The sequence below is a fragment of the Kitasatospora sp. NPDC042419 genome, from assembly GCF_056437345.1.
Window position 1 is genome coordinate 382,776 of sequence record NZ_JBWKAW010000001.1, and the last position, 15,336, is coordinate 398,111.

15 protein-coding genes and 1 riboswitch are annotated in these 15,336 nt (G+C 70.9%); of the genes, 7 read left to right on the forward strand and 8 right to left on the reverse strand.

Annotated elements, in window-relative coordinates; translation table 11 throughout:
• Window positions 1–256 precede the first annotated feature (256 nt).
• Entirely contained in the window at window positions 257–526 is a 270-nt protein-coding gene (locus AC067J_RS01720; protein WP_478295955.1) for a hypothetical protein, read from the reverse strand.
• A gap of 202 nt (window positions 527–728) precedes the next feature.
• Between AC067J_RS01720 and AC067J_RS01725 the strand changes: the two genes are divergently transcribed.
• A complete protein-coding gene (locus tag AC067J_RS01725) occupies window positions 729–1,559 on the forward strand; it encodes a rhomboid family intramembrane serine protease (RefSeq protein ID WP_478295956.1) in 831 nt (276 codons plus the stop codon).
• A 41-nt stretch (window positions 1,560–1,600) separates the two neighbouring features.
• Entirely contained in the window at window positions 1,601–1,882 is a 282-nt protein-coding gene (locus AC067J_RS01730; RefSeq protein WP_327676407.1) for an Lrp/AsnC ligand binding domain-containing protein, read from the forward strand.
• Between the two features lie 39 nt (window positions 1,883–1,921).
• Here AC067J_RS01730 and AC067J_RS01735 read toward each other — a convergent pair whose 3' ends face one another.
• The 3 genes from AC067J_RS01735 to AC067J_RS01745 form a co-directional block, all read right to left on the reverse strand.
• Window positions 1,922–3,322 carry an aminotransferase class V-fold PLP-dependent enzyme gene (locus AC067J_RS01735; protein WP_478295957.1) on the reverse strand — a complete coding sequence of 467 codons (1,401 nt, stop codon included), beginning with the start codon at window positions 3,320–3,322 and terminating at the stop codon, window positions 1,922–1,924.
• Window positions 3,323–3,374: 52 nt separating this feature from the next.
• Window positions 3,375–3,492, reverse strand: a riboswitch (SAM riboswitch).
• A gap of 169 nt (window positions 3,493–3,661) precedes the next feature.
• Window positions 3,662–4,738 carry an anthranilate phosphoribosyltransferase gene (gene trpD / locus AC067J_RS01740; protein ID WP_478295958.1) on the reverse strand — a complete coding sequence of 359 codons (1,077 nt, stop codon included), beginning with the start codon at window positions 4,736–4,738 and terminating at the stop codon, window positions 3,662–3,664.
• 193 nt (window positions 4,739–4,931) lie between these two features.
• Entirely contained in the window at window positions 4,932–5,357 is a 426-nt protein-coding gene (locus AC067J_RS01745) for a hypothetical protein (RefSeq protein ID WP_478295959.1), read from the reverse strand.
• 394 nt (window positions 5,358–5,751) lie between these two features.
• On the opposite strand from AC067J_RS01745, the gene ctaE reads away from it, so the two are divergent.
• From ctaE to AC067J_RS01770, 5 genes are all read left to right on the forward strand, one after another.
• Window positions 5,752–6,372, forward strand: a complete 621-nt coding sequence (ctaE, locus tag AC067J_RS01750; protein WP_327676411.1) for an aa3-type cytochrome oxidase subunit III — start codon at window positions 5,752–5,754, stop codon at window positions 6,370–6,372.
• A gap of 186 nt (window positions 6,373–6,558) precedes the next feature.
• On the forward strand, window positions 6,559–7,368 hold the full coding sequence (gene qcrC / locus AC067J_RS01755; protein ID WP_478295960.1) for a cytochrome bc1 complex diheme cytochrome c subunit: 810 nt from the start codon (window positions 6,559–6,561) through the stop codon (window positions 7,366–7,368).
• Window positions 7,365–8,435 carry a cytochrome bc1 complex Rieske iron-sulfur subunit gene (gene qcrA, locus AC067J_RS01760; protein ID WP_478295961.1) on the forward strand — a complete coding sequence of 357 codons (1,071 nt, stop codon included), beginning with the start codon at window positions 7,365–7,367 and terminating at the stop codon, window positions 8,433–8,435. Before qcrC ends, qcrA begins: the two co-directional genes overlap by 4 nt.
• Entirely contained in the window at window positions 8,432–10,090 is a 1,659-nt protein-coding gene (gene qcrB / locus AC067J_RS01765) for a cytochrome bc1 complex cytochrome b subunit (protein ID WP_478295962.1), read from the forward strand. The genes qcrA and qcrB overlap by 4 nt, the downstream gene beginning before the upstream one ends.
• A 136-nt stretch (window positions 10,091–10,226) precedes the next feature.
• Window positions 10,227–10,610 carry a GntR family transcriptional regulator gene (locus AC067J_RS01770; RefSeq protein WP_478295963.1) on the forward strand — a complete coding sequence of 128 codons (384 nt, stop codon included), beginning with the start codon at window positions 10,227–10,229 and terminating at the stop codon, window positions 10,608–10,610.
• Between the two features lie 60 nt (window positions 10,611–10,670).
• Here AC067J_RS01770 and AC067J_RS01775 read toward each other — a convergent pair whose 3' ends face one another.
• The 4 genes from AC067J_RS01775 to ctaC form a co-directional block, all read right to left on the reverse strand.
• On the reverse strand, window positions 10,671–11,933 hold the full coding sequence (locus AC067J_RS01775; RefSeq protein ID WP_478295964.1) for a L,D-transpeptidase: 1,263 nt from the start codon (window positions 11,931–11,933) through the stop codon (window positions 10,671–10,673).
• Between the two features lie 167 nt (window positions 11,934–12,100).
• Window positions 12,101–12,517: a cytochrome c oxidase subunit 4 gene (locus AC067J_RS01780; RefSeq protein ID WP_478295965.1), complete on the reverse strand. Its 417-nt coding sequence runs from the start codon at window positions 12,515–12,517 to the stop codon at window positions 12,101–12,103.
• Window positions 12,517–14,292 carry an aa3-type cytochrome oxidase subunit I gene (gene ctaD / locus AC067J_RS01785; protein ID WP_478295966.1) on the reverse strand — a complete coding sequence of 592 codons (1,776 nt, stop codon included), beginning with the start codon at window positions 14,290–14,292 and terminating at the stop codon, window positions 12,517–12,519. The genes AC067J_RS01780 and ctaD overlap by 1 nt, the downstream gene beginning before the upstream one ends.
• A complete protein-coding gene (ctaC, locus tag AC067J_RS01790) occupies window positions 14,289–15,143 on the reverse strand; it encodes an aa3-type cytochrome oxidase subunit II (protein WP_478295967.1) in 855 nt (284 codons plus the stop codon). The genes ctaD and ctaC overlap by 4 nt, the downstream gene beginning before the upstream one ends.
• Window positions 15,144–15,336 lie beyond the last annotated feature (193 nt).

A 15,336-nucleotide genomic window follows, 5' to 3' on the forward strand; every position in this document is an offset into this window, starting at 1 on the left:
GAGGCCGCCACGGCCGCGCCCTCGGTGCCGAAGGGGGCGGCACCGGCCGCGTCCGGCGCCTGCGCGTCCACAGCGGGCTGCTGCCCCTGCGGCCCGGCGGGCTCCTTCGCTGCGTCCACCACGTCCTCGGCTCCGATCCTGGTCCTGCGGGGGACGGCCGGCGGCCGCCGCCCCCGTCACACTCCGCGCGTTCTCTCTTTATTGTCCCGTGCGGCGGACGGCCACGCCGCGTGCCGCCCACCGCACGGGCCGGGCATCAGCCCTGCTCGCCGGCGGCCTCGGCCCCGGCGTCCGCCGCGCCCGGGCGGGCGACCAGCTCGACCTGGTCCACCGCGTTGCACCAGCGGCAGCGCACCGACTCGACGGTCTCGCTGAGGGTCTGGGTCTCCTCGACCTTGGACTCGCCGGCCAGGTCGAAGTGGAGGAACTCGGTCACCCGGGCGGTGCGGGTGACGTCGAAGCGGGTCAGGTTTCCGCAGAGCGTGCAGCGCCAGCGCGTCTCGGCAGTCAGGGCGGGGACGGTCATCGGGGGTCCTCTCGGGTGGTCCCTGGATGGGCTCAGGCGCTCCCCCCGGAGCCCCGGCGTCGGCGGCGGGAGGCGGGAATGCCCGCCCCAAGCCTATTGCCTGGGGCAACCTTCGTGACCACCGGTCACGGCGATCACCGCCTTGGGCCACCTGCCGTAACGACGCGGTCCCGGCGGGCCCGGCGGAGGGATGCTTGGCGGCATGGCGATCCCGGTCCTCGACCACGCCGGCGCGCGGGACGGCCGACCGGCCGTGGCCGCTCCGGCCGTCTGCTACGCGCTGATCGCGCTCAACACCGCGGTCTTCCTGCTCGGGCCGGCCGCCGGACTCAATCCGCTGTACGGGCGCGGCCAGGCCCGGGTCTGCGCCGAGCAGCGTTACGAGCAGCGCTGGGGGACGGTGCCCGTCGAACTGCTGACCGGGCACCCGCTCACCGCCGAGCAGCTGGCCGAGGCCCCCGACCCGGTGCCCGGCTGTCCGGCCGCGCCGACCCCGGGGAAGCACCCGGCGCTCTCGGTGCTCAGCGCGCTCTTCCTGCACGGGGGCTGGCTGCACCTGCTGGGCAACCTGCTCTTCCTGCACGTCTTCGGCCCGACCGTCGAACGGCGGCTGGGCCGCTCCCGGTTCGTCCTCTTCTACCTGGCGGCCGGCACCCTCTCCACCTACGGCTTCGCGCTCGCCGAGGCGCACTCGCCGGACTCGACCCGGGTGCTGATCGGCGCCTCCGGGGCGATCTCGGCCGTCCTCGGCGCCTACCTCCGGCTGCACCCGCGCGCCCGGGTCACCACGCTCGTCCCGCTGCTGCTCTTCCTGCCGCTGCGGTTCCCCGCCTGGCTGGTGCTCGGGCTCTGGTTCGCCCTGCAGTGGTGGTCGGTCCACTCGGCCGGCCCTGGGGGCACCTCCCAGCCGCCAGGCTGGGGGAGGGTCGCCTACCTGGTGCACGTCATCGGTTTCGCGGCCGGCTTCCTCTACGCCTGCACCCTGGCCGAGCGCCGCCCCCGGGCCGCCCGCCGCCCGCGACCGTCCGGCTGACGCCCGATACCCTGGCGGCACCTCACAAAGGAGCTCGCACCGTGATCACCGCCATCGTCCTGATCAAGACCAGCGTCGACCGCATCCCGGAGATCGCCGAGGCGATCGCCGCCATCGAGGGCGTCAGCGAGGTCTACTCGGTGACCGGCGGGTACGACCTGGTCGCGATGGTGCGGGTGCGGCGGCACGACGACCTCGCCGAGGTCATCCCCGGCCGGCTCAACAAGGTCCCGGGCGTGGCCCACACCGAGACCCAGATCGCCTTCCGCACCTACTCCCAGCACGACCTGGAGGCCGCGTTCGCGATCGGCCTCGACGCCTGACCCGTCAGGCCCGGCCGGGCGCCCGGCCCGGCGGCCCGGTCAGGCACCCCGCCGGGTGTCCGCGACGCAGCGGCCGCCCTCGTTCCGGTAGTTCCAGGCCGCGCCGTCCGTGACCAGCTCGCGGACGGCGGTCAGGAACCGGTCCACGTGCTCGTCCGGGGTGCCCGCGCCGAAGCTCACCCGGATCGCGTTCAGGCTGCGCTCGCCCGGCAGCGACGGCTCCGGCGCGCCGCACTCGGACGGCGCGACGTCCTCGTCGCCGAGCAGCGTGCGGACCAGCGGGTGCGCACAGAACAGGCCGTCGCGCACGCCGATGCCGTACTCGGCGGAGAGCGCGGCCGAGAAGTGCGAGCTGTTCCAGCCCTGGACGACGAAGGAGAGCACGCCCACCCGGGCCGACTCCGGGCCGAACAGGTTGAGCACCTTCACCTGCGGGATCTCCGTCAGGCCCGCCTTCAGCCGGTCGACCAGCGCGCGCTCGCGGGCCTCCAGGGCGTCGAAGCCGGCCTCGGTCAGCGCCCGGCAGGCGGAGGCGATCGCGTAGGCGCCGATCACGTTCGGCGAGCCGGCCTCGTGCCGCGCCGGGCCGGTGTGCCACTGCACGGCCACCGAACCGTCCTCCTCGCGGGCCACGGTCCGGGTGGCGCCGCCGCCGGCCAGGTACGGGTCGGCCGCGTCCAGCCAGTCGGCCCGGCCGGCCAGCACGCCGGCGCCGAACGGCGCGTACAGCTTGTGCCCGGAGAAGGCGATCCAGTCCACGCCCAGCTCGCGCACCGAGACCCGGTGGTGCGGGGCCAGCTGCGCGGCGTCCAGCACCACCCGGGCGCCGTGCCGGTGCGCGGTCCGGGTCAGCTCGGCGACCGGCCACAGCTCACCGGTGACGTTCGAGGCGCCGGTGACGCAGAGCAGCTTCGGGCCCTCGGGCGCCTCGGCCAGCGCGGCGTCGAAGGCGGCGACCGCCTCGGCGTGCGAGCGCGGGGCGCGCAGGTAGGTGACGGCCAGGCCGGCGTGCGCCCAGGGCAGCAGCGAGGCGTGGTGCTCGGTCTCGAAGGCGAACACCCGGGTGCCGGCCGGGACGGCGGCGGCCAGCAGGTTCAGCGAGTCGGTGGTGGCACGGGTGAAGACCACCTGGTCGCCCTCGCGCAGGTCCAGGAACTCGGTGACGGTGCGGCGGCTCTGCTCGAACAGGTCGGTGGAGAGCTGCGAGAGGTAGCCGGCGCCGCGGTGCACGCTGCCGTAGTAGGGGGCGTAGGCGGCGACGTCGTCCCAGACCCGCTGGAGCGCCGGGGCGCTGGCGGCGTAGTCGAGCGCCGCGTATCCGACCTTCTCACCGGTGGCCAGCGGCACCTGGACGTCGTGGCCGAGGACGGCGAGGAGGGCCTGCGGGGAGGGCGCCTGGTCGAGGGTGGCGGCCGGCGACTGCGGGGAGGAAAGGGACATGGGGATGCACTCCTTCTACGGGCCCAGGACCCCGGGAGTGCAAATCGTCCGGCGTCCGCGCTTGTCACGCGGACGGTTTGCCGCATGACCCGGTCCTCACCCAGGGCACCCCGCCACGGACGGAGGGTTGCCGGACAGCCAGCTGGGGCTTGACGCTGTCACTCATGACCTGGCGAAGACTCTAGGTCGCGTCCGCCCCCTGGTCAAACAGGGGTCCACATCCCGGACGGCCGTCCGGGGGGCGGTCCGACCCGCCCCCGCGCGGGCCCGGCTCCGGCCCGGCTCCGGGAACGCGGAAGGGGCCGGCGGAAGGTGTCCCGCCGGCCCCCTGACGCCGCCTCAGGCCCTGGCGGTGGCCTCCGACCAGTGCTTCAGCAGGTCCCGGGCGGCACCCGAGTCGATCGCCGCCGCCGTCCGTTCCATGCCGGCCGCCAGCTGCTCGGACAGCGGCGCGTCGGTCAGGTCGAGCGCCACCAGCGCCGCCGCCGAGTTCAGCAGCACGGCGTCCCGGACCGGCCCGTGCTCCCCGGCCAGCAGCCGGCGCGCGACCTCGGCGTTGTACGCCGGGTCCGCCCCGCGCAGCGCCTCGATGCCGACCGGCTCGATGCCGACGTCGCGCGGGTCGAACGCGGTCTCGGTCACGGCGCCGTCGCGGACGACCCAGACCCGCGAGGTGGTGGTGATGGTCAGCTCGTCGAGGCCGTCGTCACCCCGGAAGACCAGCGCGGTGGAGCCGCGCCGCGCCAGCACGCCGGCGATCAGCGCCGCGAGCCGGGTGTCGAAGCAGCCGATCGCGTGCGCGGTCACCCGCGCCGGGTTGGTGAGCGGACCGAGGAGGTTGAACGCGGTCGGCACCCCGAGGTCGCGCCGGGCCGGGGCGGCGTGCCGCATCGACGGGTGGAAGGTCGCCGCGAAGCAGAAGGTGAGCCCCACCTCCTCGGCCACCTCGGCGACCCGGCGCGGCGCCAGGTCCAGCCGGATGCCGAGCTTCTCCAGCACGTCCGAGGACCCGCTCGACGAGGAGGCCGCCCGGTTGCCGTGCTTGACCACCTTGGCGCCGGCCGCCGCCGCGACGATCGCCGACATGGTGGAGATGTTGACGGTCTTGGCCCGGTCGCCGCCGGTGCCGACGATGTCCACCGCCGGGCCGGGGATCGACAGCGGTTCGGCGTGCGCGTACATCGAGTCGACCAGACCGGAGATCTCGTCGACCGTCTCGCCCTTGGCCCGCAGCGCCACCATGAAGCCGGCCACCTGGACCGGGGAGGCCTCGCCGCTCATGATCCGGTCCATCGCCCACGCGGTGGCGGAACGGTCGAGGTCCTCCCCGCGCAGCAGCACCGACAGGATGTCCGGCCAGGTGCGGACCACCTGCGCGGGGTCGCTACCGCCGTTCGCAGGGTGCACGTTCACCATGGCTGACTCCAGCTCTCGGTCCCCGCTGTACGGGGACGGACCGTAGGGATGGAGTCAGCCTATCGAGCGGCGGGGCGCCGGGGCGCCGCCGTTCACCCTTCTTCTCCCGTGGTGAGACGCGCGGCCCGGACGCCCTGCCCGGAACGCCCCGTCCCGGGCGGCTTCGCCCGGTACGCCCCGGGGCCGGGGCGGGCTACCGGGCGACCGGCGCCCGCTTGGCCAGCCGCGCCCGGAGCAGGGTGGCGGCGGCCTCGGCCAGCGCCACCGGGTCCACCGGCTGGGAGATCGCCGCGTCCGCCCGGCTCCAGGCGGCCAGCCAGGAGTCCTGCGGTCGGCCGATCAGCACCAGCAGCGGCGGGCACCCGTAGATCTCGTCCTTCAGCTGCCGCGCGAGCCCGAGCCCTCCGGCCGGCACCGCCTCCCCGTCCAGCACGCAGAGGTCCACCCCGCCCTTCTCCAGTGCCCTGAGTACCGCGGGGGTGGTCGCGCACTCCAGGTAGGACAGCTCCGGCAGATCCTCGGCCACCCGGCTGCCGAGCGCCGTGAGCACCTGCTCCCGGGTGGTGCGGTCGTGGCTGTAGACGAGAACGGTCAGCGTCTCGTCGGTCGTGTACGCCATGGGCCCTGCTCCCTCACGTGTGATCCGGACCACGTTCGCCTCTCCCCGGATGCTACTCCCGATCACCGGCCGCCGAGCCCCTCCCGCGCGATCCTTCTCAAGCCGCCGCGCCCACGACTGGTCCGGCCGGAGGACAGCGCGTCACCCTCGACCGCGCAGTCCACCCGTACGGCGGACGGGGCGCTTCTCCCCTTACTACCGGCAGGCCCCGAGGGGGTGACACGACACGCGGGCAACGGGGTCGAAGGGGCCTTCGAAGAACCATCAGAAAAGGGACACGCCGCTGCTCAGCACCGGTACGGACGGCCCGTCGGGCACCAGGGGGGCATACCGCACGCACCGGACACTCCGAGGGACACCCCCCGGCGTGAAGACGGAATAAGGGACCGACATAATGTCCGTCGTGGCGACAGCAACAGCAGTAGAAACCGGGCACGCGCACGGATCGGTCAACCGGCCGAACATGGTCAGCGTCGGAACGATCGTCTGGCTCAGTTCCGAGTTGATGTTCTTCGCGGCCCTCTTCGCGATGTACTTCACGCTCCGCTCCGTGAAGGGAGCCGAGTACTGGACCGAGAAGGCGCACGCCCTCAACGTGCCCTTCTCCTCGGTCAACACCACGATCCTGGTGCTCTCCTCGCTCACCTGCCAGCTCGGCGTCTTCGCCGCCGAGCGCGGGGACGTGAAGAAGCTCCGCTCGTGGTTCGTCATCACCTTCGTGATGGGCGCGATCTTCATCGGCGGCCAGATCTTCGAGTACACCGAGCTGGTCAAGAAGGACGGCCTCTCGCTGTCCTCCGACCCGTACGGCACGGTGTTCTACCTGACCACCGGCTTCCACGGTCTGCACGTGACGGGTGGTCTGATCGCCTTCCTGCTGGTCCTGGGACGGACGTACGCAGCCAAGCGCTTCACGCACGAGCAGGCCACCGCCGCGATCGTGGTGTCGTACTACTGGCACTTCGTCGACGTCGTGTGGATCGGCCTGTTCGCGACCATCTACCTGATCAAGTAACCAGCTGATCAGGTCGCTGGCCACCGGCTCCGGGTCCCGCCCTCTGGGCGACGGCCCGATTTCGCCGGTGGCGACGCTCCCACCGACCGACCGCGCGCGCAGCCCTAGACAGGCCGCCTCGTGCCGGCCAGACCGGCCGCCGGGTGCACCCACCAGTCGACCAGATCCTGACACCGGGGTTATTCCGTGAAAAAGCTCTCCGCACGACGGCGCCACCCACTGGCGGCGCTGGTCGTCCTACTTCTCGCCCTGGCGGCAACCGGGGGGCTGTACGCCGCGTTCGCGCCCGCCGACAAGGCGCAGGCCGACGTCGCCGCGCAGTCGCTCGCGATCGATGAGGGCAAGAAGCTCTTCGCCGTGGGCTGCTCCTCCTGCCACGGCCTGAACGGCCAGGGTTCGAGCGACGGTCCCAGCCTGGTCGGCGTCGGCTCCGCCGCGGTCGACTTCCAGGTCGGCACCGGCCGCATGCCGGCCCAGCAGCCCGGCGCCCAGGTGCCGAAGAAGAAGAACATCTACTCGCAGGCCGAGATCGACCAGATGGCCGCCTTCGTGGCCTCGCTCGGCCCCGGCCCGGTGACTCCGACCGCGGAGCAGTACACCTCGACCAACCCCGAGGACCTCTCCAAGGGCGGCGAGCTGTTCCGCACCAACTGCGCCCAGTGCCACAACTTCGCCGGCCAGGGCGGTGCCCTGACCCAGGGCAAGTCCGCCCCGTCGCTGGAGGGCGTGGACGCGAAGCACATCTACGAGGCCATGCAGACCGGCCCGCAGAACATGCCGTCGTTCCCGGAGGGCACCATGCCCGAGGAGCAGAAGAAGCAGATCGTGGCCTTCGTCCGCCACACCACCAACGATGAGCCCAACCCCGGCGGTCTCACGCTCGGCAGCCTCGGTCCGGTGACCGAGGGCCTGTTCGGCTGGATCTTCGGTCTCGGCGCGCTCATCGCGGTCGCGATCTGGGTCGCCGCCCACACCACCAAGGCCAAGAAGTCATGAGCCACGACATGTCAGAAGAGAAGCTCCCGGAGTCCCACGGCTCCGCCGGGCACCACGAGGTGGCCGCCCACGGCGATCCGTTCGCCGACCCGGGCCTGCCGGCCCACGAACCGCGTCGCACCGACATCGACGAGCGGGCCGCCAAGCGGGCCGAGCGCCAGGTGTCGCTGATGTTCGTGGTCTCGATGATCGCCACCGTCGCCTTCATCGCGTCCTACGTGGCCATCGACAAGGACAAGATCGTCTACGTCTGGCCGCTGGGGAACATCAGCGCGCTGAACTTCGCCCTGGGCATGACCCTGGGCGTGGCGCTGTTCCTGATCGGCACGGGCGCGGTCCACTGGGCCCGCACCCTGATGTCGGACGTCGAGCTGCCGGCCGAGCGTCACCCGATCGAGGCCGACGACGAGGTCCGCAACGACGTCATCGAGCAGTTCAGGACCGGCGCCGCCGAGTCCGGCTTCGGCCGCCGCAAGATGATCCGCAACACCCTCATCGGTTCGATGGCCCTGGTGCCGCTCTCCGGTGTGGTGCTGCTGCGCGACCTGGGCCCGCTGCCCGAGGACAAGCTGGAGCACACCGGCTGGCTCGAGGCCACCCCGGCGAAGCCGCTGGCGCTCATCAACATGAACACCAACCTGCCGATGACGGCGGAGGACATCGTCGTCGGCTCGCTGACGTTCGCGATGCCCGAGGGTCTGCACACCCACGACGAGGACTTCCAGCAGCGGATCGCCAAGGACGCCCTGATGCTGGTGCGCATCGCGCCGGAGGACATCAAGGACGAGCAGTCCAAGGAGCTGGGTTTCGAGGGCATCCTCGCCTACTCCAAGATCTGCACCCACGTCGGCTGCCCGATCAGCCTCTACGAGCAGCAGACCCACCACGCGCTCTGCCCCTGCCACCAGTCGACCTTCGACCTGGCGGACGGCGCGCGCGTCATCTTCGGCCCGGCCGGCCACCCCCTGCCGCAGCTGAAGATCACCACTGACGAGAAGGGCTTCCTGGTCGCCACCGGCGACTTCGACGAGCCCGTCGGCCCGAGCTACTGGGAGCGTGCTCGATGAGTAGCGCGAGCAGCACCACCTCCGGTGCCGCCAAGCCCGCCAGTACGCGCGCCAAGCCCGCCAACAAGTGGGAGCAGGCCGCGGACTGGACGGACGGCCGGCTGGGGATCTACTCCCTCGCCCGGGCGAACCTCCGCAAGATCTTCCCGGACCACTGGTCCTTCATGCTCGGTGAGATCTGCCTCTACACCTTCATCATCATCATCCTGACCGGCGTCTACCTGACGCTGTTCTTCAAGCCCTCCATGGGCGAGGTCATCTACCAGGGCTCGTACGTGCCCCTCAAGGGCATCCCGATGTCCGAGGCGTACGCGTCCACGGTCGACATCAGCTTCGAGGTGCGCGGCGGCCTGCTGGTCCGCCAGATCCACCACTGGGCCGCCCTGGTCTTCGTCGCGGCGATGCTCGTGCACATGATGCGCGTGTTCTTCACCGGCGCGTTCCGCAAGCCGCGCGAGATCAACTGGGTCTTCGGCTTCCTGCTGCTGGTCCTCGGCATGTTCGACGGCTTCTTCGGCTACTCGCTCCCCGACGACCTGCTCTCGGGCACCGGTATCCGCTTCATGGAAGGCGCGATCCTCGCCGTCCCGCTGGTGGGCACCTACATCCAGATGTTCCTGTTCGGGGGCGAGTTCCCCGGCCACGACATCGTGCCGCGGTTCTTCACCATCCACGTGCTGCTGATCCCGGGCATCATGCTGGGCCTGCTGGTGGCGCACCTGATCCTGGTCTTCTACCACAAGCACACCCAGTGGGCGGGCCCGGGCAAGACCGAGAAGAACGTCGTCGGCATGCCGCTGATGCCGGTCTACATGGCCAAGGCCGGTGGCTTCTTCTTCCTGGTGTTCGGTCTCATCGCCGTCATCTCGGCGATCGCCACGATCAACCCGATCTGGGCGTACGGCCCGTACCGCCCGGACCAGGTGTCGACCGACGCCCAGCCCGACTGGTACATGGGCTTCTCCGAAGGCCTGATCCGCATCATGCCGGGCTGGGAGATCAGCCTCTGGGGCCACACCCTGAACCTGGGTGTCATGGTGCCGCTGGCGATCTTCCCGATGGTGCTGGCCGCGATCGCCGTCTACCCGTTCATCGAGGGCTGGATCACCGGCGACAAGCGCGAGCACCACATCCTGGACCGCCCGCGCAACGCCCCGGTCCGCACCGGTCTGGGCGCCGCCTGGATCAGCCTCTACCTGATCCTGCTGATGGCCGGTGGCAACGACCTGTTCGCCACCCACCTGCACCTGTCGATCAACTCGGTCACGTACTTCGTCCGTGTGGGCATGTTCGTGGTCCCGGTGCTCGTCTTCATCATCACCAAGCGCTGGTGCCTCGGCCTCCAGCGCCGTGACAAGGAGAAGGTGCTGCACGGCCGCGAGACCGGCGTCATCAAGCGCCTGCCGCACGGCGAGTTCGTCGAGGTGCACGCCCAGCTGCCGCAGAAGGACCTGCACAAGCTCACCGCGCACGAGCAGGTGGAGCCGTTCGAGCTGCCGGCCGCGACGGACGAGAACGGCGTGGCCGCCAAGGCCAACGTCCTCACCAAGACCCGGGCGAAGCTCTCCCGCGGCTTCTACGGCGAGGGCAGCCAGATCCCCAAGCCGACCGCCGAGGAGCACCACGAGATCACCAGCGGCCACGGCCACCACTGATCCCGTACGCACCCCCGCGTCGCACCCGAGGGCCGCTGACCAGAGTTCATCTGGTCGGCGGCCCTCGGGCTTTTCCCGAACCGGTCGGCCTCCGCCGGCCGACCGGCCGATCCGAGCGAACCCCCAGGAGCCAACCGTGCAGCTGTCCGTCGACCCGGCCTCCGCCACTCCCCCGTACGAGCAGATCCGCGCCCAGATCGCCGAGCAGGCCCGCAGCGGCGAGCTGGCGACCGGCCTGCGGCTGCCCACCGTCCGGGCGCTGGCCGAGCAGCTGGGGCTGGCCGCCGGGACGGTCGCCCGCGCCTACCGCGAGCTGGAGGCGGACGGCGTGGTGGAGACCCACGGCCGGCGCGGCACCCTGGTCGCCGCGGTCGGCGACGCCGCGCACCGGCTGGCCGCGGCGGCGGCCGCCGAGTACGCCGAGCGGGCCAGGCGGCTCGGGCTGCCGCTGCCGGACGCCCTGGGGGCCGTGGACACCGCGCTCCGGCTGGCCTACCGGGACGGGGCCGGCGAGGGCTGAGGAGGGCCGGGGAGGGGCGGGGAGGGGCGGGGAGGGCCGGGGAGGGGCCCTGCGGGCCCGTCAGAGCTGCGGGGCGATCATCCCGGTGGCGGGGGCCCGGGTGGCCGGCGCGGTGGTGCTGAGGGGCTGCCCGAGGGCGCTGTGCCCGACCCAGTCCGCCCAGGCGATGTTCCAGTCCCCGAAGCCGTTGCCGAACGGCTCCATGCCCTTGCCGCGGCTGTTCACCACCGTCACCAGGTCCCCCACCCTGGTGTTCTGGTAGAACCAGCGGGCGTTCTCGGTGCTCATGCCGGTGCAGCCGTGGCTGACGTTCTCGATCCCCTGCGCGCCCACCGACCAGGGCGCGGCGTGGACGTACTCGCCGCTCCAGGTGACCCGGGTCGCCCACTCGACGTCCAGGTCGTACGACTCCTGGCTGCCGGCCGCTATCCCGATCGTCTCGCCGCTCATCCGGACCTTGCGCTCCTGGCCGAGCACGACCTTGACGCCGTTGCGGGTGTCGAACCCCGGCTTGCCGGTGGTCACCGGGATCGTCCGGACCACCTGGCCCTCACGCTTCAGGGTGAGTTCGTGCGCGGCCGCGTCCACGACCGTCTCGACCCGCTCCCCGATCCGCAGGGCCAGGGCGGCCCGGTCGCCGCCGTACAGGCCGTCCGCGATCCGGCTGCCGGTGCCCTCGAAGGCGAGGCTGACCGTGGTGCCGGTCGGCCAGTACTGCTCGGGCCGGAAGTGCAGGTTCTTGTCGTCCACCCAGTACCAGCCGCCGGTGACGGCCGGCTGCGAGGTGACGGTGAGCACGCGCTCCACCTCCTGCCGGGCCTGCGGGTCCTTCACGGCCTCGGAGAGCAGGACGGTGAGCGGCTGGCCCACCCCGTAGACGCCGCTGCCGGAGGAGTCCGGGCCGAGCTTGGCGGTCAGCAGGCGCTGGGCCGCCAGGGTGGCGAAGCCCGCGGTGGTCTCGCCCCGGCCGCCCTGGCCGTCGTCGGCGGCGATCCGGACGGTGTACGCGGTGGCGGCCTTGAGCCGCCCGGTGGTCTGCCAGCTGCGCTGGTCGTCCGAGAGCCGCCCGGCGACCACGCGGCCGTCCGGGCCGACCACGGTGACGTCGGTGAGCCGGCTGCCCGGCTCGGCCGTCACGGTGACCGGCTGGGACGGGTCCACCCGCTCCGTCGCGGAGAGGTGGACCAGCTGCGCGGCGTCGACCTTGCGGACGGTACCGGCGAGGTCGTCGCCGCTTCCGGACGTGCAGCCGGCCAGTGGGGCCAGTACTGCCAGGGCCAGCGAGATGCCGCCGATACCTGCGATTCCACGCCTGTCGGCCATGACCGCCTCCGAGGGTTCGCACGATTGATCAGATCGTAGGAACCGCTCCGCCCGAGCGACATCCGGGCGACGCGCCGTTGCTCCGGGAGGGTGAGGCCGTCACTCCGGGGACGCAACAGGGCCGGTCATCCCGTGCGGGATGACCGGCCCTGTGCGAGGGGCGGAACCTACTGGTTCTGGTTCTCGCCGCGGTAGAACTCGAAGACCCAGCCGAAGAGGCCGATCAGGATCACCGGGATCGACCAGTACAGCAGCCACCAGCCGAAGATCACACCGAGGAAGGCCAGCGCACCGCCGATCGCCAGCGAGAGCGGCTGCCAGCTGTGCGGGGCGAAGAAGCCCAGCTCGCCGGAGTCGTCCGCGACCTCGGCCTCGGGGTTGTCACCCGCGCCGCTGTCCACCCGGCGGGCGGTGAAGGCGAGGTAGTACCCGATGAACGCGCAGAGCGCGAAGGCGAGGAACAGCGCGGTGGTGCCCGCCGCCTCGATGCCGTGCTCCGAGTTGTTGGTCCACAGGCCGTAGGTGATCGCCATGGCCAGCACGAAGACCGACAGGCCCAGGAAGATCTTGCCCTGTTCCTTCATCAGGCGTCCCCACCCTTCTTGCCCTTGCCCAGCTGCGGGGCGTCGTACTTCGCCGGGGTCACACCGGCGAGGTGCTTGGCCGGCTCACCGTGGTTCTCGAGGTAGTCCAGCGCGGCGATCTCCGGGTGGTGGAGGTCGAAGGCCGGGGATTCCGAGCGGATCCGGGGCAGCGTGAGGAAGTTGTGCCGCGGCGGCGGGCAGGAGGTCGCCCACTCCAGCGAGCGGCCGTAGCCCCACGGGTCGTCGACCTCGACCTTCTCGCCGTACTTGGCCGTCTTCCAGACGTTGTAGAGGAACGGCAGGATCGACAGGCCGAGCAGGAACGAGCCGATGGTGGAGACGGTGTTCAGGGTGGTGAAACCGTCGGCTGCCAGGTAGTCGGCGTAGCGGCGGGGCATGCCCTCCGCGCCGAGCCAGTGCTGCACCAGGAAGGTCGCGTGGAAGCCGATGAACAGCGTCCAGAAGGTGATCCTGCCGAGACGCTCGTCCAGCATCTTGCCGGTCATCTTCGGCCACCAGAAGTGGAAGCCGGCGAACATCGCGAAGACGACGGTGCCGAAGACCACGTAGTGGAAGTGGGCGACGACGAAGTACGAGTCCGAGACGTGGAAGTCGATCGGCGGGGAGGCCAGCAGGACACCGGTCAGACCACCGAAGAGGAAGGTGACCAGGAAGCCGACCGTCCAGAGCATCGGGGTCTCGAAGCTCAGCGAGCCCTTCCACATGGTGCCGACCCAGTTGAAGAACTTCACACCGGTCGGGACCGCGATCAGGAAGGTCATGAAGGAGAAGAACGGCAGCAGCACTTGGCCGGTGACGTACATGTGGTGGGCCCACACCGTCACGGACAGACCGGCGATCGCGATGGTGGCCGCGATCAGGCCGGAGTAGCCGAACATCGGCTTGCGGCTGAAGACCGGGATGATCTCCGACACGATGCCGAAGAACGGCAGCGCGATGATGTACACCTCGGGGTGACCGAAGAACCAGAACAGGTGCTGCCAGAGCAGCGCCCCGCCGTTGGCCGGGTCGAAGACGTGTGCCCCGAACTTGCGGTCCGCCTCCAGGGCGAACAGCGCGGCGGCCAGCACCGGGAAGGCCAGCAGCACCAGCACGGCGGTCAGCAGGACGTTCCAGACGAAGATCGACATCCGGAACATCGTCATGCCGGGCGCGCGCATGCAGATGATCGTGGTGATGAAGTTGACCGCACCCAGGATCGTGCCGAAGCCGGAGAAGGCCAGGCCCATGATCCACATGTCGGCGCCGATGCCCGGCGAGCGGACCGCGTCCGACAGCGGCGCGTAGGCGAACCAGCCGAAGTCGGCGGCGCCCTGCGGGGTGATGAAGCCGGCGACGGCGATCAGCGAGCCGAACAGGTACAGCCAGTAGGCGAACATGTTCAGACGCGGGAACGCGACGTCGGGGGCGCCGATCTGCAGCGGCATGATCCAGTTCGCGAAACCGGCGAAGAGCGGCGTCGCGAACATCAGCAGCATGACGGTGCCGTGCATGGTGAACGCCTGGTTGAACTGCTCGTTCGACAGGATCTGGGTCCCGGGACGAGCCAGCTCGGCGCGCATGACCAGCGCGAGGATGCCGCCGATCAGGAAGAAGGCGAACGACGTGCCCAGGTAGAGCGTGCCGATCGTCTTGTGGTCAGTGGTGGTCAGCCACTTGATGATGGTGGAACCCGGCTTCCGGGTCCGCTGCGCCCCGACCGTGACGGCCCCGGCGCCCCCGCCGGCCGCGGCGGGCTCGTTGAGGATGGTCACTTCTCTTCACTTCCCATGGTCGTGATGCCGGAGGGCACCGCGCCGGTCTGACCCTTGGCCCGGAGCTCCTTCAGGTGAAGGTCGTACTCGGCACGGTCGACGACCTTCACGTTGAACAGCATGCGCGAGTGGTCGACGCCGCAGAGCTCGGCGCACTTGCCCATGTACTCGCCCTTGACGGTCGGGGTGACCTCGAACTTGTTCACCACGCCCGGCACGACGTCCATCTTCATCAGGAAGTTGATGGGCCAGAAGTCGTGGATGACGTCACGAGAGGTGAGGCGGAACTGCACCGTCTCGTTGACCGGCAGGTACAGGGTCGGCGCCGCCTGCGGGGTGCCCACCTCGTACGCGGCTTCCTGGTTGGCCGGGTCGGGGTTCTCGGTGTTCTCGTAGTTGAACGCCCAGCTCCACTGGAAGCCCACCACGTTGACCGTGTGCTGCGGCTTCTCGGAGACAGCGATCAGCTTCGACTCGTCGCGGGCGACGAAGTAGAAGAGGACCGACACGATGATGATCGGGACCGCGGTGTAGAGCGCCTCGATGGGCACGTTGTACCGGGTCTGCGGGGGGACCTGCACACCGGTGCGGCTGCGCCGGTGGAAGATCACGCTCCAGATGATCAGACCCCACATCAGTACGCCGACCACCAGCGCCGCGATCCAGGAGCCCTGCCACATGTGGAGGACCAGGGGTCCTTCCTCGGTGACGGGACTCGGGAGGCCAAGCCTGGGGAGGTCGTTGGCCGAGCAGCCGGTGGCGGTCGCGATGACGAGGCCCAGTGCCAGCGCCTGAGGCAGCTTCCGCCGCATCGTGCGCCGCGGCGAGCGGTCGGAGCCGTTGGGACTCACGTAGCGCCTTCCCGAAGTCTCGCCCGCCTTCGCGTCGCCCCGGAGAGGTTGTTGCCTCCCCGGCGACCCGTCCACGGGCACGGTTTGAATGCTTATGCGGGCCAAACCCTACTCCAGCCTTATGCGCTGCTGACGGGCAGGTCCCGGTAACGCGCCGCCCGGACACCCGATCAGGCCCGGCAGGGGCTGCGCC

Bases quoted from the DNA above. Each gene is read 5' to 3' on its own strand.
- AC067J_RS01720 (WP_478295955.1), bottom strand. From the start codon at position 526: ATGACCGTCCCCGCCCTGACTGCCGAGACGCGCTGGCGCTGCACGCTC.
- AC067J_RS01725 (WP_478295956.1), top strand. From the start codon at position 729: ATGGCGATCCCGGTCCTCGACCACGCCGGCGCGCGGGACGGCCGACCG.
- AC067J_RS01735 (WP_478295957.1), bottom strand. From the start codon at position 3,322: ATGTCCCTTTCCTCCCCGCAGTCGCCGGCCGCCACCCTCGACCAGGCG.
- trpD (WP_478295958.1), bottom strand. From the start codon at position 4,738: ATGGTGAACGTGCACCCTGCGAACGGCGGTAGCGACCCCGCGCAGGTG.
- AC067J_RS01745 (WP_478295959.1), bottom strand. From the start codon at position 5,357: ATGGCGTACACGACCGACGAGACGCTGACCGTTCTCGTCTACAGCCAC.
- ctaE (WP_327676411.1), top strand. From the start codon at position 5,752: ATGTCCGTCGTGGCGACAGCAACAGCAGTAGAAACCGGGCACGCGCAC.
- qcrA (WP_478295961.1), top strand. From the start codon at position 7,365: ATGAGCCACGACATGTCAGAAGAGAAGCTCCCGGAGTCCCACGGCTCC.
- qcrB (WP_478295962.1), top strand. From the start codon at position 8,432: ATGAGTAGCGCGAGCAGCACCACCTCCGGTGCCGCCAAGCCCGCCAGT.
- AC067J_RS01775 (WP_478295964.1), bottom strand. From the start codon at position 11,933: ATGGCCGACAGGCGTGGAATCGCAGGTATCGGCGGCATCTCGCTGGCC.
- AC067J_RS01780 (WP_478295965.1), bottom strand. From the start codon at position 12,517: ATGAAGGAACAGGGCAAGATCTTCCTGGGCCTGTCGGTCTTCGTGCTG.